The 25,004-nt window shown below is 35.0% G+C and carries 21 protein-coding genes; 9 read left to right on the top strand and 12 right to left on the bottom strand.

Features of this window, described 5'->3' with window-relative positions; genetic code table 11:
* The first annotated feature begins 293 nt into the window (after positions 1–293).
* Positions 294–743 (top strand): LexA family transcriptional regulator, encoded by a 450-nt coding sequence (locus A9G09_RS03825; protein WP_218056819.1) that lies wholly within the window; start codon positions 294–296, stop codon positions 741–743.
* Complete coding sequence (locus A9G09_RS03820) at positions 689–2,005, top strand: Y-family DNA polymerase (RefSeq protein WP_218056818.1); 1,317 nt, start codon at positions 689–691, stop codon at positions 2,003–2,005. The genes A9G09_RS03825 and A9G09_RS03820 overlap by 55 nt, the downstream gene beginning before the upstream one ends.
* Positions 2,006–2,553: 548 nt before the next feature.
* Here A9G09_RS03820 and A9G09_RS03815 read toward each other — a convergent pair.
* The 4 genes from A9G09_RS03815 to A9G09_RS03800 all read right to left on the bottom strand — a co-directional run bounded on the left by A9G09_RS03815 (position 2,554) and on the right by A9G09_RS03800 (position 9,449).
* A complete protein-coding gene (locus A9G09_RS03815) occupies positions 2,554–4,155 on the bottom strand; it encodes a hypothetical protein (RefSeq protein WP_065633589.1) in 1,602 nt (533 codons plus the stop codon).
* Between the two features lie 272 nt (positions 4,156–4,427).
* Positions 4,428–5,558, bottom strand: coding sequence for an ABC transporter permease (locus A9G09_RS03810; RefSeq protein ID WP_065633588.1), 1,131 nt, complete (start codon positions 5,556–5,558; stop codon positions 4,428–4,430).
* A 5-nt stretch (positions 5,559–5,563) separates the two neighbouring features.
* On the bottom strand, positions 5,564–8,362 hold the full coding sequence (gene rbbA, locus A9G09_RS03805; RefSeq protein WP_141671518.1) for a ribosome-associated ATPase/putative transporter RbbA: 2,799 nt from the start codon (positions 8,360–8,362) through the stop codon (positions 5,564–5,566).
* A gap of 13 nt (positions 8,363–8,375) precedes the next feature.
* The gene (locus A9G09_RS03800) at positions 8,376–9,449 is read right to left on the bottom strand and encodes an HlyD family secretion protein (protein ID WP_065633587.1); all 1,074 of its coding nucleotides are present in this window, start codon (positions 9,447–9,449) and stop codon (positions 8,376–8,378) included.
* A 534-nt stretch (positions 9,450–9,983) separates the two neighbouring features.
* On the opposite strand from A9G09_RS03800, the gene argE reads away from it, so the two are divergent.
* A complete protein-coding gene (argE, locus tag A9G09_RS03795; protein WP_255307652.1) occupies positions 9,984–11,147 on the top strand; it encodes an acetylornithine deacetylase in 1,164 nt (387 codons plus the stop codon).
* A 45-nt stretch (positions 11,148–11,192) separates the two neighbouring features.
* Here the strand turns inward: argE and A9G09_RS03790 are convergent, their stop codons facing one another.
* On the bottom strand, positions 11,193–11,540 hold the full coding sequence (locus tag A9G09_RS03790; protein ID WP_065633585.1) for a helix-turn-helix domain-containing protein: 348 nt from the start codon (positions 11,538–11,540) through the stop codon (positions 11,193–11,195).
* A gap of 107 nt (positions 11,541–11,647) precedes the next feature.
* Here A9G09_RS03790 and A9G09_RS03785 point away from each other — a divergent pair, with 107 nt between their 5' ends.
* Positions 11,648–12,208: an NAD(P)H-dependent oxidoreductase gene (locus A9G09_RS03785; protein WP_065633584.1), complete on the top strand. Its 561-nt coding sequence runs from the start codon at positions 11,648–11,650 to the stop codon at positions 12,206–12,208.
* Positions 12,209–12,460: 252 nt separating this feature from the next.
* On the opposite strand, the gene rnz is transcribed toward A9G09_RS03785, so the two are convergent.
* The 3 genes from rnz to A9G09_RS03770 form a co-directional block, all read right to left on the bottom strand.
* Entirely contained in the window at positions 12,461–13,378 is a 918-nt protein-coding gene (gene rnz, locus A9G09_RS03780) for a ribonuclease Z (RefSeq protein ID WP_065633583.1), read from the bottom strand.
* Positions 13,379–13,573: 195 nt separating this feature from the next.
* Complete coding sequence (locus A9G09_RS03775; protein WP_081297470.1) at positions 13,574–13,936, bottom strand: hypothetical protein; 363 nt, start codon at positions 13,934–13,936, stop codon at positions 13,574–13,576.
* A 97-nt stretch (positions 13,937–14,033) separates the two neighbouring features.
* Positions 14,034–14,261 carry a YccJ family protein gene (locus tag A9G09_RS03770; protein ID WP_065633582.1) on the bottom strand — a complete coding sequence of 76 codons (228 nt, stop codon included), beginning with the start codon at positions 14,259–14,261 and terminating at the stop codon, positions 14,034–14,036.
* A 75-nt stretch (positions 14,262–14,336) separates the two neighbouring features.
* Between A9G09_RS03770 and yaaA the strand changes: the two genes are divergently transcribed.
* Together yaaA and A9G09_RS03760 are read left to right on the top strand one after the other, a co-directional pair.
* On the top strand, positions 14,337–15,107 hold the full coding sequence (yaaA, locus tag A9G09_RS03765; RefSeq protein ID WP_065633581.1) for a peroxide stress protein YaaA: 771 nt from the start codon (positions 14,337–14,339) through the stop codon (positions 15,105–15,107).
* 19 nt (positions 15,108–15,126) lie between these two features.
* Positions 15,127–16,080 carry an AEC family transporter gene (locus tag A9G09_RS03760; protein ID WP_065633580.1) on the top strand — a complete coding sequence of 318 codons (954 nt, stop codon included), beginning with the start codon at positions 15,127–15,129 and terminating at the stop codon, positions 16,078–16,080.
* Positions 16,081–16,085: 5 nt separating this feature from the next.
* Here A9G09_RS03760 and A9G09_RS03755 read toward each other — a convergent pair whose 3' ends face one another.
* The gene (locus A9G09_RS03755) at positions 16,086–16,943 is read right to left on the bottom strand and encodes a carboxylate/amino acid/amine transporter (protein WP_065633579.1); all 858 of its coding nucleotides are present in this window, start codon (positions 16,941–16,943) and stop codon (positions 16,086–16,088) included.
* A gap of 248 nt (positions 16,944–17,191) precedes the next feature.
* On the opposite strand from A9G09_RS03755, the gene A9G09_RS03750 reads away from it, so the two are divergent.
* A complete protein-coding gene (locus A9G09_RS03750; protein ID WP_065633593.1) occupies positions 17,192–18,784 on the top strand; it encodes an ABC-F family ATPase in 1,593 nt (530 codons plus the stop codon).
* A 67-nt stretch (positions 18,785–18,851) separates the two neighbouring features.
* Here the strand turns inward: A9G09_RS03750 and A9G09_RS03745 are convergent, their stop codons facing one another.
* Both A9G09_RS03745 and rhlE read right to left on the bottom strand, forming a co-directional pair.
* Positions 18,852–19,193, bottom strand: coding sequence for a YggL family protein (locus A9G09_RS03745; protein WP_065633578.1), 342 nt, complete (start codon positions 19,191–19,193; stop codon positions 18,852–18,854).
* A 26-nt stretch (positions 19,194–19,219) separates the two neighbouring features.
* Complete coding sequence (gene rhlE / locus A9G09_RS03740) at positions 19,220–20,524, bottom strand: ATP-dependent RNA helicase RhlE (protein ID WP_081297469.1); 1,305 nt, start codon at positions 20,522–20,524, stop codon at positions 19,220–19,222.
* A gap of 234 nt (positions 20,525–20,758) precedes the next feature.
* Here rhlE and A9G09_RS03735 point away from each other — a divergent pair, with 234 nt between their 5' ends.
* Positions 20,759–21,211 (top strand): hypothetical protein, encoded by a 453-nt coding sequence (locus tag A9G09_RS03735; RefSeq protein ID WP_141671517.1) that lies wholly within the window; start codon positions 20,759–20,761, stop codon positions 21,209–21,211.
* Positions 21,212–21,689: 478 nt separating this feature from the next.
* Entirely contained in the window at positions 21,690–22,433 is a 744-nt protein-coding gene (locus A9G09_RS03730) for an SDR family NAD(P)-dependent oxidoreductase (RefSeq protein ID WP_065633576.1), read from the top strand.
* Positions 22,434–22,499: 66 nt separating this feature from the next.
* Here A9G09_RS03730 and A9G09_RS03725 read toward each other — a convergent pair whose 3' ends face one another.
* Positions 22,500–24,848: a TonB-dependent hemoglobin/transferrin/lactoferrin family receptor gene (locus tag A9G09_RS03725; protein ID WP_065633575.1), complete on the bottom strand. Its 2,349-nt coding sequence runs from the start codon at positions 24,846–24,848 to the stop codon at positions 22,500–22,502.
* Between the last annotated feature and the right edge of the window lie 156 nt (positions 24,849–25,004).

The raw sequence follows: 25,004 nt of genomic DNA, 5'->3' as shown, positions 1-25,004 counted from the left end.
TGGTACGCAAAGATAAGGCACAAATTTGATAGGGAAATTATCGATTATTGGTTGTTTAAGTCAATTTAAATTAAGATCATTTAACCACCATTTTTTAATTTATTATATCGGCTAACCTAGCAGTAAACATGTTAATTTTTGGCTATTATTTAGTCCATTTCGATCTATTTACATTAGTTTTTATTGAATCCTCAAAAATAAACTGTATATTTATACAGTGAAATTCGTTTTTTATCACGAATTAAATAGATGTAATTCCGTTAGTATCGATAAATTATGTTAGGAGAGTATGCTTGCGTAAAGTTTCTATTATTGTGCTTGGCATGGTGGATGGTTCAGTAAAAAAACATTTACCTTTGGTTGATACGCCCGTCAGGGCGGGTTTTCCTTCTCCGGCGGATGATTATTTGGAAACTAAACTTGATCTTACCGATCACTTAGTTAAACATCCAAGCGCAACCTATTATATCAAAGCACAAGGCGATTCAATGATTAATTACGGCATTTATAGTGGTGATCTGCTAGTTGTAGATCGCTCTTTAATGCCGCAGATAGAAGATATTGTGGTCGCTGCTGTTGATGGTGAATTAACCTGTAAATGTTTAGGGCTTATTAATGGGCAACACCATTTATTGTCGGGCAATGAATTTTATCCGCCCATTTCGCTAGCGGGTAAAGAGGTACATATTTGGGGCGTAGTAATACATACGATTCACTCCTTGCGAAAGCGTGGCAACACATGATTGGTTTGATTGATTGTAATAACTTTTATGCTTCGTGTGAGCGAGTTTTTAACCCAAAACTAGAAAAAAGACCAATTGGTATTTTGTCCAATAATGATGGTTGTGTTATCGCTCGCTCAAATGAACTTAAGCCATTAGTACCAATGGGTATGCCCGCATATCGAATTGAACCCAAAATCCGTAAACACATTACTTTATTAAGCTCGAACTATGAACTTTATGGCGACATGAGCCAACGGGTTTTTAATACAGTCGGTCATTATACTGCCGATATTCAACCCTACTCCATTGATGAAGCCTTTATTCAATTAAATGGGTTTAGCGATGTGATAGCACATTGCCAAAATTTAAGAACAATTGTAAAACGAGATACAGGTATTCCTGTCAGCATTGGTATTGCAACAACCCACACTTTAGCAAAGTTAGCAAATCATATAGCGAAAAAACAGGCTAGATATCAGGGCGTCTACCACCTTCCTGACAAGCCTGTTTTATTGGATAAAATTTTAAAAACATTTCCAGTAGAAGAGATTTGGGGTGTGGGTAGACGTATTGCCCAAAAATTACAAGCATTAAATATTCATAGCGCATGGGATCTACGTCAAGCAAATTTAAAACAGATTAGACAACAATTTTCAGTCATACTTGAACGTACAGTACTCGAGCTACAAGGTGTCAACTGCATTGAATTAGATGATCTCAACACGCCTAAACAAAACATCATGACATCGCGAAGTTTTGGACAACTAACTGGGGAATTATTTGATATACAAGAAGCCATTCGCATTCATGCCAGTCGAGGAGCTGAAAAACTAAGACAGCAAAACGCTATTGCTAATGCGGTGCTAGTCTTTTTGAAAACCAACCGCTTTCGTCAAGATTTAATGCAATATAATCCTTCAATTGTAGTCCCTTTATTAACACCAACTGATGATACAAGACTAATTATTCACACTGCACAAAAAGGGTTACAGGCTATTTATAGAAAAGGTTTTTTGTTTATGAAAGCGGGCGTAATGTTACTTGATTTAAAGGTAAAAGATAGCTTCTGTCAAACTGATTTATTTAGTTCTGAGCTTACGCCTAACTTACAACAAAAAAGTGATCAATTAATGAAAACAATCGATAACATTAATCAAAAAATGGGCAAAAATACCATTCAATTAGGGGGTAATAGAAAAACGGCACCTTGGCAAATTAAAAGGGAACTGCTCAGTAAACGTTACACTACGCGCTGGGATGAATTACCACTAGTTAAATAAACATAAAGTTTACATCATAATCAATTTATAACTTGAGTAACATATTAACTAAAATTCTCAATAAAATAATAAATAAATGGTTTACGTTTGCTTAAATTTTGTTGCTAAGAGATATAAAACACAGACTAGATAGTTAATTGCTTAATCAATCAGAACCGACCTTTTTAAAGGCTTTAGCGTCGAAAAATCAAATCACTGCAAATTATCACCATGATTTGATGGTAAATTTATTTGATTGTAAATATTAAGATGCAGATGGTGTTAATAGAACAATCATTCAATTGTGTTATTCATATTTTGAAAGTCAATATTTCAAATCTAATTAAAATCGCATCTAATATTAATAATCCATACAGCTATGTAGCGATTTTTAAGTTTGTACACAAAATAGTCATTCCAATAAAAAGACTATATAGGTGTAAGTCTCTTGCTTTAAACCTATATAGTAACTAACTTGCAACTAATGAGGCATCTAAAAATACACCTGACTAACCATTACAACTTAGTTCCTATAAAATAGGAACTAAGTATACAATTTCGCAATATTTTTATCGACAAATCGGTGTACATCCCTGTGCTAACTGCAATAAGTTATAACCTACGTATCCTGTTTCAATATCAGTACTAAACATAAGTTTATCGGTATAAGCTTGGTTACTCCAGGTACATCCTGTTGAGGTATCAAAGTTACTATTAGGATAAGCTTTATATAACTCGCCCCACTCTCCAGCAAACGTACCATCAATATCTCTAGATAAACGTTCCTCTTTATTTTCAATCCATGCAGGTAAGGAACCTGTTCCATGTCCCGTAACCGCGTATTTAGCACTAGGTGCATTGGTTAAATCAGTGATCGAAAATAAATAACTCGCTGCAACAGAGGCACTAATAACACCTAATCCATTTGGCTTTCCTGAACAAGCATTAGCAGCAGGAAATATATTATCACCCGAACTCATGGTATCTGACATTTTATACAGTGTACTCGGAAGTGGGCGAGCCCATTTACTCACTGTAAACGTATAGCTAAATGTTTTTTGTTCAAGTGGTGATCCAGCTTTTGTTCTAGCGGTTAATGTTATGGTAAATGGAATAGTAGGATGATTATCAGATCTAAGTGTAACAACCCCCTCACTCGTAATTGGCGCTAAAGATGGATTACTTGAAGAAAAACTATAATCAGTCTGTGCATTACTCATTTTGAGTGTGAAATTTGCGTAGTTGAATCCTGTTGTTGGAAATTTTTTTGATGCTGTAGGAGAGTAACCGCGATAAGGTTGAAAAACCGCTGGATTATAACCATTGGCAAATTTACAATTGGTTGAATTACATGTGTTATATTTATCTCGTCGTGAAGAGTCAAAAAATCTCAAACTACCTGGTTTAATATGGCAGATTTGTTGTTCATCAACTTTTATTGTATAGATTTTGCTGAAAGTACCATAGTCATTAATATAGGGAATGCCATATTTTGTTTGAACGCTAATATTATTAGAACTAATGGTTAAAGTATAAGGGCTTAGACATGAATCCATAATGCTATTTAATTGATCTGCGGTCACTGTTTTAGTCGTACCATCATAATCTTTATAACTCCAAATAGCTGTCAGCTTTCCCAAGACGGGTGGTTTTTCATTAACATCTTTTATTGATGTAAATTCATCACCATCGATATCACCATAATGTAATCCTTCTATGGTAGAAATATTTTTTGCCACCCCGTCAGCAATGACTTTCGTTTCGACCTGATTAAATTTAGTATTGGCCGATACCCAAAGTATTTCATTTGATTTTGAGGGCGTGATATTAATAACGCCTTGTTTAGTTATCGGAGCTTTGAAACTAAACAAATCATCTAAATCTAGATAGGGTTTATTGCCTTGAATTATTTGTACCGTTTTTGAAGTTAGCGCATAACTTAACTGACTAAACATTAATGTCATGACTAACAGTAAAAATACCTTAAAACATAATTTAATTTTGTGACAAAAGTGATGGACAATGAGACGATAAAGTAAGTGTATTAATTTTTGATCAAGATTTTTAAGAAAAGAATAAAATAATTTACAACAATAGCCTTTTTCAATTACAGACTGTTTGTTATATAACATATGTAAACTGCTGCCTGCTTTACCACAATATAACACCATAAAAAATACCCTTACACAAGTTAAATGCATGGATAATATATTAATTTATTTGAAAAAATTAATATATTGATGGATAAATACAAACTGGACTAGCTATTTTTTTAAAATAGCATAACAGTAATAAAAAGATGAAACACAATTTGGTAAAGAAAGTTTAATTGCATTTGTGTATTTCAATAATAGTAAATTATTGAATAAGCACAATTTGAAATGCTAAAGTAATCAATTAGTTTATGTTATTAACCCCAGAAACTGGGGTATAAAATATGTAATTACGATCCCATATTGACAATTGATTTTCGAAAACGCTTGAGGGAGATGATAAAAAACACACTACCAATAGCTAATAACCACGCAAAAGAAGTCCACACCACACTTAGACCAGCCCCACGATATAATATAGCTTGTCCTAACTCAACAAAATGAGTAGTTGGCGCAATCATCATAATATTTTGAACAATCTCTGGCATGCTTTCTCGAGGAGTGCTTCCACCTGATAACATTTGTAATGGTAACAAAATTAAAATAAGCAACATCGCAAATTGAGCTGTTGATTTTGCTACTGTTGCCATGAAGATACCAAGTGACGTTGTCACAAATAAATGTAAAGCAGCACCAATAAGAAATAAGCTGATTGAACCTGCTATAGGTACACTTAACCAACTATGTACAACCAATAATAAAGCGACCCAAGTTGAAACCAGCACAACTAATCCCATTGACCAAATTTTAGAAAGCATAATTTCAAATGGTGTGACGGGCATGGAAAGAAGATGATCAATTGTGCCATGTTCCCTTTCGCGCATTAAAGCTGCACCCGTTAGAATAATAGATAACGTTGTGACTATATTAATAATTTCCATAACTGAGCCAAACCATGATCGGGTTAAGTTTGGGTTAAAAGCGGTATGCACTTGAATGTTAACGGGTAGATTTGTCGCCTTACTATAACGATTCACATATTCAGTTATTTCACCTGTAATAATTTGAGTTATATAACCGTTACCAACAAAAGCTTGTCCCATTCGTGTTGCATCAATATTGAGTTGAATTTCTGGATTTTGGTTATTGAGTACATCTCGTTGAAAATTAGGCGGAATATTTAATGCAAAGGTATAATTATCCGTATCCATACCTCGATCCACATCCTGCATGGAATATAATTTAACAGGTTGATTAAACATAGGTGGATAAAACGCCGCAGTAATTTGTCTGGACAAAGGCGAATCATCTTCGTCAACAATTGCAATTGACGCATGATGTAACGAATCTGAAGTTGCAGTTGCAGCAATATAAATATCAAAGGTAAAACAGTAGGCTATTAATAAGAGCATAATAGGATCGCGTAATAATCCCCATAACTCTTTTATACCTAAACGATAAATATTAATTAATGTTTGCATAATATCTACCCCTCCTGCTTTTTAAGCAGAAAAATACTTGCACCAAGCACTATTGGAATGGTAATTAATAAAGCCAAAATAGAGTTATGCAAATCAACAAAATTTAACGCTTTATTGAATATCCCACGTGCAATAATTAACATATGCGTTGTAGGGTAAACTTCACCAATATAACGACCACTACCTTCTAACGAGGCGACGGGATTTAACAATCCAGAAAACTGTATAGCCGGTAGCATGGTTCCTACACAAGTTAAGAAGATAACGGCAATTTGACTGCGTGTTATGGTTGATGCTAACAAACCGAATCCTGTAGAAATAATACAATAAGCAAAAGCAGCTAAGCATAGAGTAAACAAACTACCTTTAATTGGCACCCCAAATATTGTAATTGCCATAATTAATAGTAATAGAAAGCTAAACATAGAAATAATAATATAAGGAACTTGTTTACCTAATAAGAACTCAGCCCGTGTTACCGGCGTAACATATAAATTAATAATTGAGCCCATCTCTTTTTCACGAACGACAGATAATGCCGCCAACATAGAAGGAATCATTAGCAATAAAATTGGAATGACGGCTGGTACCATCGATGGTAAGCTTTTAATATCTGGATTATAGCGATACCGGGTTTCAATATTGGCCAAGCTAGATGATTGTGAACTAGAGCTTTCTTTGTTTTTTTCACTTAACCAAGCAAGATGCATACCTTGAACATAGCCTTTAATGGTATCAGCTCGCATTGGCATAGCACCATCAATCCATATAGCAATATCAACCGGATCACCACGTTGAACATCTCGACCAAAATTTGGCGGGATTTCAATAGCAAGTGCTATCTTATTACTACGCAATCTTGCATCCATATCATTATAGTCAGTTAAAGGAGGCTGTTCTATAAAATAGCGTTTAGATCCTGACAAATTAAGCGTGTAATTTTGACTTAGCTCACTCTGATCACGATCTAATACAGCAAAACGTAAATCCTCAACATCCATCGTTATCCCATACCCCATTACCAGCATTAGGATTGCTGAACCTAATAAGGCTAATAATGCGCGAAGTGGATCGCGTGATAATTCCAAAGTTTCACGCCACAAGCAACCAATCATTCGAGTAAAGCTAAAGCCTCGAAGGTGATGCTCTTTTTTAGCACGATCTTGATCATTGGTAATCGTTTTAGCATTCGTTACAGAATTTTCATCGGCATGACTATCATCAGCACCTGCTTCAACTAAATAATCAATAAAGGCTTCTTCTAAAGTTTTAGCTTTTTTGGACGCAATAATATTATCTGGCGTGTCACTTGCTAATACTTTACCTGCATGCATTAACGATATTCTATCGCACCTTGCCGCTTCGTTCATAAAATGGGTAGTAATAAAGACAGTAACTTTATCTTGTCTTGATAATTCAATAATCAAACGCCAAAAGTCATCACGCGCTATAGGATCGACACCTGAAGTAGGTTCATCAAGAATAAGAATTTCAGGATTATGCACAACAGCAACAGAGAGCGATAATCGCTGTTTAACGCCTAAAGGTAAACTATCAGGTAAGCTTTGTCTATGTTGTTCAAGTCCAAAACGTTTAACTAATTGTTCAACGCGTTCTGGTATTTTGCTTTCTGCGATACCAAATAGGCGAGCGTGCAACACAAGATTCTGTTCAACCGTCAATTCACTATACAATGAAAAAGCTTGTGACATATAACCTAAGTGCCGCCTGACATTAATATCACTGGCATCAACAGGCTTACCAAACAACCAAGCCTGCCCTGACGAAATCGGTAATAAACCAGTAAGCATTTTCATGGTTGTTGATTTACCACAACCATTGGATCCTAAAAAGCCAAAAATTTCACCTTGTTTAATCGAAAAATTAACATGATCAACAGCTATAAAATCACCAAATTGTTTAGTTAAATCTTTCGCTTCTATCGCTATTTGTAAATCTTTTGAAAGATCTAATGGTGGAATTTCGACGGGTTGATAACCTTGTTTTGCATCATCAGGCATTAACTGGATGAAAGCGTCATCTAAATTATCTTTCCCTGTTTGGTTCAATAGCGATTGAGGCGTTCCAGTTTCAAGGATTTTACCGCCATACATAGCAACTAACCAATCAAAATTTTGTGCTTCATCCATGTAGGCAGTCGCAACAATGACACTCATTTGTGGTCTTTGCGAACGAATTTTGTTAATCAGTTGCCAAAATTGAGCACGAGAAAGCGGATCAACCCCTGTGGTAGGCTCATCAAGAATTAATAAATCAGGATCATGAATTAAAGCAGAACATAAACTGACTTTTTGTTTCATCCCTCCGGATAGACGACCAGCAGGTCTGGATAAAAATGGATAAAGCCCTGTGCTATGCGTTAATTCATCAATGCGACGTCGCCGTTCGGCTGCATCATTACCAAAAAGCCGAGCAAAAAATTGTAAATTTTCTTCTACTGATAACGTTGGATATAAATTTTTCCCTAAGCCTTGAGGCATGTAAGCAATACGAGTACAAACTTTATTACGATGTGATTTATCGTGCATATCACCATCTAAAACATACACCAACCCTTCTTGAATAACATGTGCGCCAGCAATGAGTGACAATAAACTTGATTTACCTACCCCATCAGGTCCAATCAATCCTACCATGCACCTTGGTGGAATTTGTAAACTAACATTATTCAAAGCACAGGTTTTTTTATAATGCAACGTCACATTTGACACGGTTACCACTGCGTCGTCTATCGATTTAACATTATGAGCGATAGATAAATCTTTATTGTCTGATTCTGACATGAGCTATCTCCAATTATTTAGTTGGACATTTAGCAACATCAGATAACTTAGCTGGCCACGGAGTTTTAGGATCAATCCGTACCCAAGCAACGCCAGGCACACCTGTTTTAACTTGAGTTAGATAACATTGTAATAATTCTGGGCTTAGTTGAGCTTTAACCCTGAACATTAATTTTTGACGTTCATCTTTGGTTTCAACAGTTTTAGGGGTAAATTGCGCCACACTAGAGACAAATGAAACTTTAGCCGAAATAGCAACATCTGGAAGCGCATCTAAGACTAATCTAACTTCATCACCAATGGCAACTTTTCCAGCTATGGTTTCGGGTAAAAAGAAGGTTAAGTAAACATCGGATAAATTAACCAAATTCAAAACCTTTCCACCAGCAGACAATACTTCACTAACTTGTGCTATACGATATTGAATTCTACCATCAACAGGGGCGGTTAATGTACTATCATCTATATCTGCTTGAATTTTTGTAATATTAGCACTAGCAACATTAATTGCTGAATGAGAACTATCCACACCAGCTTGAGCAACTTCAATGGCTGCATCAGCAGCTGTCACTTGCGATTTTGCAGAATCTAACGCCGCTTTTGCGCTATTCACTTTTGCAGTATCGTCATCAAATTGTTGGATAGATAATGCCCCTTTTTGGTAAAGGGCTGTGGTTCGTTGTAAATGTTTTTGAGCAATGTCGAGATCACTTTCCCGTTGATTTACGTCAGCTTGAGCAGCGACTTTATCACTCATTTTTAGAGAGACTTGGGCTTTGGAGCTCGCTTCATTACTTATTGCCTGTCGATATTGAGCTTGTGCCTCGTTCAATTGAGCTTGCAAGGTATTGGTTTGCATGATAACTAATGGTTGACCTGCTTTAACAAAATCACCTTCATTAACGTTAATTTTCTCGATTCTGCCAGCAAGCTTTGTTGAAATATTAATTTCTGTCGCCTCTATACGACCATTGCCACTTACAAAATCCGGACCAAATCCATCAGTTTTTAATTGTTGCCACAAGATACCACCACCAATAACAACAACGACAACAATAAGACCCCATTTCTTACTTATTTGTTTCATGACCTACATCCCATTTTAAACTGATTATTTATATTATAAATTTCATAACTTTATTGTGTATTTATATGCATAATGCATCGACATTGATTAAATAATATCAGATGTTTTTTATAAATAAAATCAACTATAAAAACAAAGGCAGTAAAAGCTAAAAAAATTTAATTTAAAACATTAAGGAGTTTAAAAAAACATGATTAATCATAAGGTAAAGTGTATTTCAATCCAGAAAGCTCATTAATCAATTATTGGTAGATTTACTATCTTGGATAAAAAAGTTTTAATTGTCTTCGCTATAGATTTATCTGATTTAATTCAAATAAGGTATCAATGCGGTATCTACAAATTAACTATTTTTGTATTAAAAGCACGTTATCTTGCCATAACATCTAATATTATCTGACTAAAACATTATAAATTGAAATTCATCTTATAAAATAATTAATGAAACCATTTAGTTATATATAGGAAAATGATAATGTAAGTGGTATGCTTGCTAGAACGATTATTCGATATTAAGATTTTTTTCACAAGGTGATTTTTATGGCTCTTCCCTCTTTTTTAACACTTTATAACGAACTTATTTCGACTCCAACCATTAGTAATGTAACCAATGCTAAATTAGATTACTCCAATAAACCACTCATAGATAAATTAGCTAATTGGTTTGAAGAGCTTGGGTTTACTATCGAAATTCAAGCTGTCCCAAATACGCGTCATAAGTTTAATATGCTCGCAACGTATTCGAATAGTAACAATAAAACTCAAGGTGGCTTATTATTAAGTGGGCATAGTGATACAGTGCCATTTGATGATGGTCAATGGACAAAAGATCCGTTCAAATTAACTGAAGAAAATAATAAGTTATATGGACTTGGTACTGCTGATATGAAAGGTTTTTTTGCTTTTATTCTCGATGCTTTGCGAGATATCGATCTAAAAAAACTCACTAAACCAATCTATGTTCTTGCTACTGCCGATGAAGAAACGTCAATGGCTGGCGCCTCATTTTTTGCCAAACAAACACAATTACAACCCGATTGCACAATTATTGGCGAACCCACATCATTGATTCCTATCCGAGCACACAAAGGCTTTTTATCCAATTCAATTAAAGTTATTGGTAAGTCTGGACACTCAAGCGATCCAGACAAAGGCATTAATGCAATTGAAGTGATGCATCTAGCTATTGAACGTCTATTAATCCTTAAACAAAAATTCAAAGAACAATATCATAATGATGGCTTTAGTGTGCCCTATCCTACCTTGAATTTAGGTGTGATTCATGGCGGTGATGCGGCTAATCGCATTTGTGGTTGTTGTGAATTAATTATTGATATTCGGGTATTACCAGATAATGATGTTGACACATTATATAATGCGCTATGTGAAGCATTACAACCCGTAATGGATAAATATCCCAATAGGCTTTCAATTGAATACGAAGTTGCGCCAATTCCGGGGTATGAATGTAAAAAAGATCATCCTGCATTACAACATATTGAACAGCTAGTTGGTCACACCGCTCAAACGGTTAATTACAGCACTGAAGCGCCTTATTTAAATCAAATTGCACCAACCATTGTTTTAGGACCTGGCTCTATTGAACAAGCTCACCAACCTGACGAATTTATTTCAATGGACTTTATAAAACCAACAAAAGTAACGATTGAAAATTTGATTAAAGATTTTTGCCTTTAATTAGATAAATACGCCGACACCGTCGGCGAATAAAGTTACCTTGAATTATGCTAATTTGTCATTTTTATGGTTATTTCCCCATTGACAAAGCATATCTAAAATCGGCACCAAAGACTTACCTCGATCTAATAGCCCATATTCCACTTTAGGGGGAATTTGTGGATACTCTTTTCTAAAAATCAATTTATCTTTTTCCATCTCTTTCAAAGTGTTACTTAGTGTTTTAAACGAAATGTTATTGATACTCCGTTTAAGTTCATTAAATCGCATTGATGGTTGATTTTCATTTAACCAATAAAGAATAACAATCTTGTACTTACCTCGAATCATTGAGAGTGTGTAATTAAATCCACTATTCTCAAAATGATCTTCGGCACAATGATGATTTTCCATGTTTACACTCTCCCTAACGATAGTACATAACTGTAATTACCGTACTTTAAAAATAATGGTATCAAGACTATTATGGCTCAATTATAAATAGATAAGAGATATTTACAATGAAACAGACTTTAGTGATTATTGCGCATCCAGATTTAGCCTCTTCAAATGTTAACCGATGCTGGTTTAATAAATTAAATCAATATTATGATCAAATAACCCTACATGATCTTTACTCACACTATCCCTCACGTAAAATAGATCCGAGTTTTGAACAAAACTTAATTGAAAATCATCAAAACTTAGTTATTCAATTTCCAATATATTGGTTTAATTGTCCACCATTATTAAAACAGTGGCTCGATGAGGTTATGACTTATGGTTGGGCCTTTGGCTCTTCGGGAAATAAATTAAAAAATAAAAAAGTAGGATTAGCGGTTTCGGCGGGTATAAAAGAAGCTGACTACTGCGAATCGGGACAGTATAAATATACACTCGAGCAGATTCTAAAACCATTTGAGTTAACAATGAATTATGTTCAAGCTGATTATCAGCCCCTTTTTGCGATTTATGGCGCAAATAATGAGCCAGACTACCCAGATAAAATTACACAAAACGATATCGAAAAAAGTGCCGATAATTATGTAATTTGGATGAAAAAATTAGGAATGCTAATTTAAATTATTTAATTAAAGTACATTAATGCCTATCATTAAATAAAGCTATTAACGGTTAGAAGTATAACTTAAATTACCAGCAATGGAGCGAATTTCTCATTGAAAATGGTACATATGGTTTTATTTTTAACAGAAAAATGAAACGCCATAGACACCTAAATATTATTTAAAAATATCTATGGTTTTTAGATCTAATTACCCTTTATTACCAATTTGATTCAGTAGCAAACAACACAACAATACCGTTAAACCTGATTAAACTTGGAAAGTGGCAAAATCAGTCGCGATCTCACTATTCGCAAATACTGTTTTCGCTTCATCCACTAATTTTTGATTATCTTTTGCGTTATAACGTGGACTAATATGCGTTATGATTAGGCGTTTAGCATTAGCTTGTTTTGCAATTGTGGCGGCATGAACTGTAGTTGAATGCCCGCGCTCAAGGGCTTTCTCACTTAAAGCATCTTCTTGTGTAGCTTCATGCACAAGTAGATCAACATCGTTAGCCAATTCAACTGACGCATCACAAGGTATTGTATCGCCTAAAATTGCCAGTTTTTTACCTTTTCTAATATGTCCTTGATAATCACGCCCATTAATTACACGTCCATCTTTAAGTGTGATGGTTTTTCCTTCTTTCAAGGCTGAGTAAAGCGAACCAATATGAATCCCATCTTGCTGTAATTTATCTATATCTAACGTTGCAAGTAGATCTTTTTGGATTATTCGATAACCAAAACACGGTACACGATGTTGTAATAATTTAGCTTCAACACAAAACTGATTATCGTCAAAAACAGTGCCATCCGCTTCTAATTCGATAATATTAAGTGGATAAGTTAACCAAGATTGACTGACTTCAATCACTGTCTCAATAAATCGTTTAATCCCTTTTGGGGCAATTAAAGTTAAAGGTGATTGATTTTGCATCAAAGAACGACTGGTTAACACACCCGGTAAGCCAAACAGATGATCACCATGCAGGTGGGTTAAAAAAATCACCTCCAATTTAGCCAAGCTAAATTTAGCTTTTTGCATCTGCATTTGTGTGGCTTCACCACAATCAAAAAGCCAAAGTCGCCCTCGTTCTTGCCTAACATCTAGCATAATACTACTAACATTACGTTCAGCCGTTGGTGAGCCGGCACTGGTGCCTAAAAAGGTTATATTCATAAAATCTATCTATTATTTTTGTTTTTGCACTCAATATAAGAATAGCTCAACTGTTGGCTATTGAACTATTTATTATAGTAACCTTGGTTTATTTATTTTTTAAATTCAAATCAGAAAGTTCATGACCAAGTTGATCAGCTTGGCGATAATTAAGTTTGCTTACACAAGTTAAACGCCGCATTTCAAGTGCATTAGTTATTGCACCACCGCTAAAGATTTGAAATATTGGCAATGTACGTCACGATAATGAGCAAACGCTTCGTTAGATAGAGTCAATTTGCGTTTAGCTAAAAGCGAAAACTGCTCATCGTCATCCCATTTTGAAAGTAAATTAAAAGCGTTTTGTTCAACTTGCTGTAAGGCAAGTTGGCTTTGTTTAGCCTGTTTTTGTAAACACACTAATCTATCTGATTGTGAAAAAGCCTCACACTCGTCAAGCTGGGCTATCATTTTATCGGCCAAGTCAGTAGTTGTAGAGGCAAAGATACCAAAGGATGATAAATTCAATGTTAACAATACAATTAACGTATCTATTCTCATTTTTTGATTATTTATCATCACATACCTAACATATTGTTAATATCTGATAATGAAGGTATAACATCAATTGATTTATGCAATCTTATTGATGAATAACGATGTAGATGATGAGATACTAAATATTTTTTCGCTCAATAGTCTGTTCACCCCAAAATAGCTTGTCTGCTTTAGTTTTAGAAAAAGCAAGTTTTAACACCTCATCACTCCCTTCTGACCAAATTTGTTCAGCTAACTTTTCATCGTGATTGGCTAATTCAAAAATAGCTTCTGCAATTTCAATTGAAGTTTCACGAACACTAGCCCACGCACGAATTTCATGTATATCTTTTTTAATTAAATTCATCTTATTGCTCCTTCTTTGATAAGATTATGTGTAAAATAAACCTAAATCAGACAAAATTCAATAGGTGATGAATATATGCTTACAGTTATATCCCCTGCAAAAACACTTGATTATCAAAGTCCACTTATTACCAAACAAAATACTTTACCGCAATTTTTACATCAATCAGAAAAGCTCATTGAGAATTGTAAAAAATTGAACGTTGAAGATTTGTCTAAATTGATGGCTATAAGTTCTAACTTAGCTGAAGTTAATTATGAACGTTTTCAAAATTGGCATAGTGATTTTAATCTTGAAAATGCAAGGCAAGCTATTTTGGCATTCAAAGGCGATGTTTACGAAGGGCTTCATGTTCAGGATTTTAATGATAAAGACTTACAATTTGCTCAGTCTCATCTAAGAATTTTGTCGGGACTGTACGGCATCTTAAGGCCGCTTGATTTAATTCAACCTTACCGCCTCGAAATGGGAATTCGCTTAAAAAATGGTGAAAATACCAATCTTTATCAATTTTGGGGTGAACAATTAACTGATAGCCTAAATAAAGAATTAGCTAAAACACCAAAACCAACGTTACTCAACTTAGCATCAAATGAATATTTTAAAGCTATCAAACCAAAACAATTAAAGGCGACAATTATTCAACCCGTTTTTCTAGATAAAAGCAAAGATGAATATAAAGTGATCAGCTTTTATGCTAAAAAAGCACGTGGATTAATGAGTCGCTTTATTATAAAAAATAGCATTGATAACAGCGAGGATATTAAAAATTTTAATTTGGAAGGCTATCAGTTTGATGCCAAACGTTCAACTGAATTAGAATGGTACTTCACGCGAAAGCATTAACTTAATGTAGAATTATCAAATGGAATTCCTTTTTACCTTATGGTTACAATTTTTAGCAACATTGCCTTTATTTGTTTTAATTTTATTGGGTTACTTGGCCATTAAAATAGGTAAATGGCAAAAAACAGTGACTGATAGCTTAACCAAATTTACATTTTATATAGCGTTTCCAATTATGCTATTTCAGATTATGAGTCATTTTTCTGAGCACTCGCATATTGATATTAAGCTATTATTAGTCTTTTTTGGTGGTACATTTATAGTGTTTGCTATTGGTTGCGTTATTGCATCTAAATTATTTAAATTAAATGGCAGTGAAAGTACGATGTTTGCAATGGGCGGCATTTACACAAATACGGTTTTTGTCGGCATCCCCATTATTAAAATGTTGTTAGGCGATAGTGCTATCCCAATTGTTGCCATCATTGTTATATTTAATGCATTAATTTTATGGACATTGGCTAGTGTATCTATTGAATTTGTCCAAATAGGTAAACTATCGTGTAAGAGCATACTGCAAGCGTTTAAAAAAGTATCAAAAAACCCTATCATTATCGGCATTTTTTTTGGTCTTATTGTAAATTACTCTGGAATTCCTTTGCCAAAATTTATTAACCAATCAAGCCAAATGGTTAGCGATATGACTGCACCACTTTCGCTAATCGTATTAGGAATGGGGCTTGCAGAATATAAGCTCCGCGATAATCTTTTGGTTACAACAGCAATTTGTGCATTAAAATTAGTGGTGTTACCCATTGTTACCTTTATTTTAGGTAAACTCATTGGGCTGCCAACTTTAGAATTACAAGTCGTTGTGCTATTAAGTTCTGTGTCGCTTGCCATCAATTGTTATATGATGGCAAGGCAATTTGCTGTATTACAAGGTCCAATAGCTTCAAGTTTATTGATATCAACGGCATTATCATCCGTGACAACACCGCTAATTCTATCAATAATGTTACAGCTTACTTAGAAAAATTAATTTGCCTCTAGTTTTTTGAATTTATGATGCAAGATCAAGGCAAAAACAATAACAGCACTACCTAGCAAAAATCGGCCCCAATCAATCGATTGATGCCAAATAACAACATTTACTAAAATACCTGTTGGTATAACCACATTATTCATAATGGCTAGGGTGCCAGAATCGACTTTTGTCGCACCATAATTCCATAAAAAATAACATAATCCCGATGCCACAACCCCAAGCCATACAATAATCCACCATTGTATGCTACTCGTCGGCAATTTAGATGAATCACCAAATATTAACCAGCCAATACTCGCAACTATAATCGCGCCTAAATAGACCCATGCAAAAGCGTGATGTTGAGGCAGTGGATAGAGTTCCATGATTCGTTTATAACCAACCTGCCCTAATGCAAACACGATATTCGCGCCTTGAATTAATAAAAATCCAATAATAAATTGGCTACTAATGTGATCATAACGAATTATTGCTGCGCCAATAACAGCAATAACAGCCGTTAATAAATACGACAGTCTTAACCGATGGCGCTGCAATAAATCATAAATAATTGTGACATAAATAGGGGTAGTAATAGTAAAGAGTAATACTTCTGGGACTGAAATATATTGGAAAGAATTATAATAAAAAAAATACATAATTCCTAATTGACATGCGCCAACCCCCATTAACGATACCATCTGTTTCGGCAAAATATTTTTGATACGAAAAAAAGGGATAAAAGTAACAAATGCTAAAAGTACACGCATTACCACAGCAAACCAAGTGTCCACTTGTCCACTTAAATAAATACCAATAAAACTGAAAGAAAATGACCAGACAATCGTCACAATAATAAGATATAGCATAATTAATCTAAAGTTATAATGATGAGGCAGGCATGGTATCAATCCGCGCTTTGAATGTAAACAAAATTTAAACCCTAACGTTTACCATTATTAATCACATGAACAACCAATAATAGGTAGATATAAAACACTAAACAATAATCCTCAATAACGATTAATTATGGCATAATGTGCACCAAATTATATTTTGGCTATTTTACAACATGACTTTGAGCAAAATAGCCTTAACAATTCGAGAGTATAAATCAGTGTTAAGTACAAATAACATCACAATGCAATTTGGCAGTAAACCTTTATTTGAAAACATTTCTGTTAAGTTTGGTAATGGTAATCGCTATGGCCTTATTGGTGCCAATGGTAGTGGTAAATCGACTTTTATGAAGATTATTGGTGGTGATTTAGTCCCAACATCAGGCAATGTTGCTTTAGATCCACATGAAAGACTAGGTAAATTGCGTCAAGATCAGTTCGCGTTTGAAACTTTCACGGTTCTTGATACTGTCATTATGGGACATACTGAACTGTGGCAAATTAAACAAGAGCGTGATCGCATCTACGCTTTACCCGAAATGAGTGAAGAAGATGGTTTTAAAGTTGCCGATTTAGAAACCCAGTATGCCGAAATGGATGGTTACAGTGCTGAAGCTCGCGCAGGTGAATTATTATTGGGTGTTGGTATTCCTATTGAACAACATTATGGATTAATGAGTGAGATAGCGCCAGGTTGGAAGTTAAGAGTCCTTTTAGCGCAAGCACTGTTTTCTAATCCGGATATTTTGTTACTAGATGAACCGACCAATAACCTTGATATTGACACTATCCGTTGGTTAGAAGATACCCTTAATGAACGTGAAAGTACCATGATTATTATTTCGCATGATCGTCATTTTCTCAATATGGTTTGTACCCATATGGCCGATATGGATTATGGTGAATTGCGCATCTATCCGGGTAATTACGATGATTATATGACGGCATCAACACAAGCCCGAGAGCGTTTATTAGCCGATAATGCCAAAAAGAAAGCACAAATTAATGAATTACAATCGTTTGTTAGTCGCTTTAGTGCTAACGCATCAAAATCAAAACAAGCGACATCACGCGCAAAGCAAATTGAAAAAATTAAATTAGAAGAAGTTAAAGCTTCTAGTCGGCAAAATCCATTTATCCGTTTTGAGCAAGATAAAAAATTATTCCGTAATGCGCTTGTTGTTGAAAATCTCACCAAAGGATTTGATAACGGACCATTATTTAAAAATCTTAATTTAATGGTTGAGGTCGGTGAGAAAGTGGCTATTTTGGGGACTAATGGTATTGGTAAATCAACCTTACTTAAAACGTTAATGGGCGAACTGACACCCGAATCAGGTGATATTAAGTGGTCAGAAAATGCCAATATTGGTTATTATGCTCAAGATCATGAATACGAATTTGATGAAGATCTAACTGTATTTGACTGGATGAGTCAATGGAAACAACCAACCGATGATGAACAAGCTGTTCGAAGTATTTTAGGGCGTTTACTATTTTCACAAGATGATATAAAGAAGCAAGTTAAAGTATTATCTGGTGGTGAAAAAGGCCGAATGCTGTTTGGTAAATTAATGATGCAACGCCCAAATATCATTGTCATGGACGAACCAACCAATCATCTTGATATGGAATCGATTGAATCGTTAAATATGGCATTAGAGCTTTATCAAGGAACGCTATTTTTTGTGTCGCATGACCGTGAATTTGTTAGTTCTTTAGCAACTCGTATTGTTGAAATCACACCAGAAAAAGTGATTGATTATACCGGTAATTATGAAGATTACTTGCGCAGCCAAGGGATTGAGTAACGTTAAAATAACCATCCATAAAAATAGCCACAATAGTGGCTATTTTATAATTTATCGAATGAAGTAATTAAAATTCTAGTTCATCCCACCAAATATCAATCAATTCACTAGTTTTGACATTTTTTAAACCATGGTTTTCAAGCCATTTAGTGACAACGTCACGATTTTCTTCGGTACAATTACCCAATTTTTGCGTACAAATGATACCTTGCCAACTTAAATATCCACTCCCTTCGTAGGCTAAACCATTTGCTTGTATCGCTTCAATGATAAATTGATCGACAACATTATCGATGGTTTCTTCACTCGTCCCTTCATCAAAAGACCAACTAACGGTAAAACCTAACTCTTTAAACTCTTCAATATGTAATTTTTTTCTTAAACGACGACTGCGATTAACTTTAGCCATAATAATATCCTTCTACTTTAGAAAATTTAGTGAGTTTTAGAATATGTATGATGGCTAGATTGCGTCATACTATTCTGATTATTTTTTGAAGTTCGCGTTTGATTAACGCGTCTTCTTTTTGCCGGAGCCTGTTTTGCTGTCACTTTTTTTACGGGTTCGGCTTTAATTCGAGGATCGACTTCGAATCCTTGAGTAAAAATTTCTGGAATTGTTTTTTTAATCAATTTCTCAATTGATTTTAATTGAGCAAGCTCATCAATACAAACTAATGATATCGCCTGCCCCTGATTTTGGGCACGTCCCGTTCTACCAATACGATGCACATAATCTTCTGCCACTTGTGGTAATTCATAATTGACTACATAAGGCAATAATTCAATATCTAAACCTCTGGCCGCGATATCGGTAGCAACGAGTGCTCGTATTTGTCCCGACTTAAAGTCCGCTAAGGCTTTGGTTCTTGCTCCTTGACTTTTGTTACCATGAATTGCTGAAGCTTTAATGCCATCTTTAGTTAGCTGTTCGGCAAGATGATTAGCGCCATATTTTGTTCGCGTAAAAATTAATACCTGTTGCCATTGGTTTTTTCCAATCAAATAAGAAAGGAGTTCACGTTTACGGCGTTTATCAACTCGATGAATATATTGAGTAATTTGCTCAGATGCACTATTTGTTTTGGCTACAGCGATCGATTCGGGTGAATTTAAAATTGTATTAGCTAATGATTTAATTTCATCCGAAAATGTCGCTGAAAAAAGTAAGTTTTGGCGCTTTTTAGGTAACTTTGCGATCACTCGACGGATATCATGAATAAAGCCCATATCAAGCATACGGTCAGCTTCGTCAAGGACTAATATTTTAACGGTTGCAAGGTCAACTGCATTTTGCTGAACTAAATCTAATAACCGACCAGGTGTTGCAATTAAGATATCCACCCCACCTCGAAGTTTCATCATTTGTGGATTGATACTTACCCCACCAAACACCACTAATGACCGAACAGCTAAATAGCGACTATAGTCACGAATATTTTCCCCAATTTGCGCAGCAAGTTCACGAGTTGGTGCTAAAATCAATGCAAATAAAGGACGTTTGCCCCTTTTAGGTTCAGAGCGATTATTTGATTTTGCTTGCTGTTCGACTAATTTTTGCAAAATCGGTAAGCCAAAACCTGCCGTCTTACCCGTACCAGTTTGAGCACTGGCCATTAAATCTTTACCTGACAATATTACCGGAATAGCTTGTTGTTGGATGGGCGTCGGATCGGTATAGTTCTGTTCTTCGATAGCTTTTAAAATCTTGGCATCTAAGCCAAGAGAGTCAAATGACATGAAAGGATTCCTAAATAAACGTAAAAAATGAATTATTCACCTGCATTATAAAGCAATTCAATATTAAATGTTTGATTATTTAACAAGGCATTAAGCAAAACCTAACACCCTTTAGTTATCACAGCTTATATAGTGAACAATTCTGTTTTTTCTCAATTGAAATTAGATAGATAAATCAAAACCAGTTAGAACGAATCCTCTTCTATTCAATACAATATTCTTATAGCGGTCATTTTGGTATGGTGTTTTCATTTCGATATTCAAGGCGTGGCTTTTGCTACGTTAGGTGCGCAAGTGATTTGTATGTTATTAGGGGTCTGGTTTATTGGTCGCTATTTACCCCAATCACAACAAAAGACTGATTTGAAATCAATTTTATCATGGCAATCATTAAAAGGGGTAATTTTGGTTAATACCAATTTAATGATTCGAACTATTTGCCTGTTGGTGGTTACCAATCATTTTATTTCAATTGGTTCAAGTTTTAGTACTAACGTGTTAGCAGCCAATGCGGTATTGTTTCAAATTCATTATTTAATGGCATACTTATTTGATGGATTTGCTAATGAGTCAAGTGTGTTTAATGGTAAAGCTAAAGGTACCAAAAATATGGTGTTATATAATCAAATCTTGCGTTGCTCGCTGCAAGCTTGTGTAATTTGTCCGGTGTTATTAATTGCCATTTAATTTGCTTTTGATACCACTATAATCAAGTTACTCACCAATCAAAACGACATCATTAATCTTTATCTACAATATCATTATTGGTTAGTTATCTTTCCGATAGTCTTCGCGGGTGGATTGATCTATTATGGCATTTTTTCGGGAATTAGTTATACCTCTACTATTCGAGATTCCATGATTCGTACCCTTTTTACTTTGGTTGATTGCTCAATCTATTTTTATGCCAATTTGAGGAAATAATGGTTTGTAGTTTTCCTATATTTTGTTCAGTTTCGGGCGCACTTTATTTTTGGTAATTTGGATTAATCGATCGAAACAATATCTTATACAGTAATTTAATCAAATAAGCAGCAAATGGATTTTATTGGTTGCCTACAGGGAAATACCGTTACTCACTTTACATTCTGCAATCGAATTCCCATTTCAATCCATCTCTTATATAATTACCCGCATTTTTGAGACAAAACAGGCATTAAATTAAATGAATACAGGAAACAAAACCGTTATTGTAACAGGTGCTTCAAGTGGAATTGGTTTTGCGATTGCTAAAGCCTACCTTGAGCGAGGTTTCAATGTCGTTGCGAATGGTCGAGATAAAACCCGTTTAGAACAGGCGGCTATAAGCTTAGGTGAGCCCGATAATCTATTACTTGTTGCTGGGGATATTGCTAAACCGCAAACAGCAGAGATACTTTTTTCAAACGCTATTGCAAGGTTTGGTAAAGTCGATATTTTAGTCAATAATGCAGGCATATTTATTTCTAAACCCGCTATTGATTATACGCAAGATGATTTAAACACCATTATCGATACAAACCTTAAAGGTTTTTTCTACCCTGCACAAACTGCCGCTAAACATATGATGGCAAATCAATCTGGGCATATCATTAATATCACTGCTGCCATTGCTATGCAACCCAATTTAACTGTTCCGGCTTTATTACCAATTATGATCAAAGGTGGCATTAATAGTGCTATAAAAGGCTTAGCGCTAGAATTAGCATCAAGTCAGGTTATGGTTAACGGCATTGCGCCAGGCATTATCGAAACCCCAATGCACCCAACTGACCCTCAAGTTCAAACGGTTTTAAAATCCATGGCGCCTGTCAATCGGATTGGACATGTACAAGACATTATTAACGCAGTGATGTACTTGACCGATTCCAATTTTGTGACTGGCACAGTTATGGTTGTTGATGGTGGCTCAACTGCTGGTAAGTGGTAAACAAATTCAACGACGATCGGGTTAAACTGCCAGTAAAAACTGGCAGTATTTGGATGTTAACAAAGTTTAAAATCGGTATGAAACACTCGCTTTAAAATTACGTGCAAGTCCATAGGTGTTTTCACCTAAATAAAGCCGATAATCCTTGTTAAATAGGTTATCAACAGAAAATCTTACTTCTGCTTTTGGTAAAAAGGTTGGTTGCCAAGTGGCAAATAAGTTATGTAGTGAATAACCCGACGAAGGTGATAAAGAATAAGCACCAAGATCAGCAAAACCATCATGATTTCTATCTTCATGCCCTGTGCGATCTTGCTTTCTAACAAATTGCGCATTCCAACCTGCTCGAAGATTCCACTCTGGTATTTTAAAACCCGTTGTTAATGTTGCCGTGCGTGGTGCAATTGTTGCGACATAGGTTTTATGATGCATCCATGGTGCTTGAGGCGCCGTATCTCTTTCTCCTTTTTGAATTGAGTAGGTGGCACTTGCAAACCAATATTTACTGTCATAGAAAGTTTCTAATTCAAACCCGTTTACCACTAATTTACCCGGTAAATTACGATAATTAGGTTGTCCTAACGGGCACGCCCTACCCGGACCACAAATTGAGTTATTAAATCCTCGAGTAATAAAAATTTCATCCTTGACACGCTGTCTAAACAAGGTACTACGAACTTGTAATTTATCGTTTTCTAATAATAAGTTGTTAAAGTCGAGAATATTCCCTACTCTAATTGATAAGTTACGCTCCTTATTAAGATTTCGGCTGGTAGCTGTAATCTTACCTGATCCACCATTTTTAGGTGTAAATTGAACCTCATAAGTTTCATCAATTGTTGGTGCTTGCCAAGCATAACTAATATCGCCAAAGAACCCAACATTTTCAGTTGTTTGCCAATAAGCCCCAAATCTTGGTGTCCAACCAGAATAACTAACCGGAGAATAATCATGTCCAAAGCGAGGATCTGGATCATTATAAGCTGATGCATAATTTTTTTGTCCATAATTACGTACATAATCGTAGCGGAGACTTGGTGTTAAGACAAAGTTATCGATAGAAAGTTCATCTTGGATATAAAAACTATAATTTTGTTGTTTACCGGAAGGCATATATGCTGGTTGGAAATAACCATTATGATAATTAGGCTTAGTGGCGTAATTCTTATAATACATCAACGTATCACGATCATGTAAATGCACTTGAGCACCAATTTTTAATGCATTATCAATAGCACCAGTAGTAAAAATACTAATGTTTTCAAGTTCTACGGTTTTATCGGTATAACTTGTCCAACTTCTATTTCCCATTGTTCCTAGTGCAGCTACTGGATTGTATTTTTCTGGTCGATTATCATTTTGCTTTGTTTTGGAATAGGTTGTGTGTAAAGTAAAATTAATCAAAGGATTATACGTTGGTTGGTAATTCCATTTAAATTGCGCCGACTCATCGGTTTGATCACGTTTAACTAATTTTCTTAACCAAGCTGCTCGATAACCATATTTTTCAATTTGTGCAGCTGTCGGAGGCGTCATTTTTTCAACATACTTTGCCGCCCATGGTTGCCATGAATCAACTTTAGAACGAATGCCTGACACAGTGAATGTGTTTTCTTCATTGGGCCTAAAGTTAAGTTTTGCCATATAAGAGTCCATGTCATCTTTCGAAAACTCAAATCTTGACCCATCTGGACGTTTAAAATTACCGCTATCACGGTTAGTATAGTAAACGAGTCCATCAAACATATCATTTTCGGTTCTGCCATACACAGCAGAGGTAACCATATTTTGATGGTTATTAGAATGAAAACTATATTTAACTAATGCACCAGCTAATTTATTGGGATCAAGCAAATCAATTGCATCTTTGGTTTCCATTCTAATAACCCCACCAAATCCCCCATTACCAAACTTCACATCATGGGGACCTTTATTAACTTCTATCTGTTTAAGTAGTTCAGGCTCAATAAAAACTGAACCTTGTTGATATTTTTGGAACCCTTTTTGTGAGCCATCAACAATAATTTTAACATCCTCAACTTTACCAAATCCCCAGATATTTAACGTTTGCCCACCAGGCCTTACTGAACCGGCCGAGCTTACGCCTGGCAATGTATTTAATAATTCCGCAACATTGTCAGCTTGTTTCTGTTCTATTAAACCCGAAGAAAGCGTTGAACGACCAGCAATAACACTATTTATTTTTTTCAGTTCATTTTGTTTATTTGCACTGGCAATCACAGTAATAACATCATTTATATCTTCGCTACTACTTTGATTGTCAGCTTTAGTTTTTTTATATTGCTTTTCTTGTTCTTCATTTTTACTTGTTTCATTATTCTCATTGATTGACTGATCAGCTTGAACAGTAAAACTGGTTAGAAATAGTAGCAAACCTACCTTTTTGTAAATCATATTAAATTCCTTTCATAAAAAATACTGAATAATTAATTAAATAGATAAAATAACATTAACCACACAATTAGTAATGATAATCATTATCAATTAGGTGGACTGCAAAGTATATGTGTTTTATGAAAGAATACAAAGAAAAACATGAATTTATTTTGT

This window comes from Gilliamella sp. wkB292, from assembly GCF_001690235.1.
Lineage (GTDB): Bacteria > Pseudomonadota > Gammaproteobacteria > Enterobacterales > Orbaceae > Gilliamella > Gilliamella apicola_F.
This window is presented reverse-complemented; position numbering and strand designations above follow the sequence as displayed.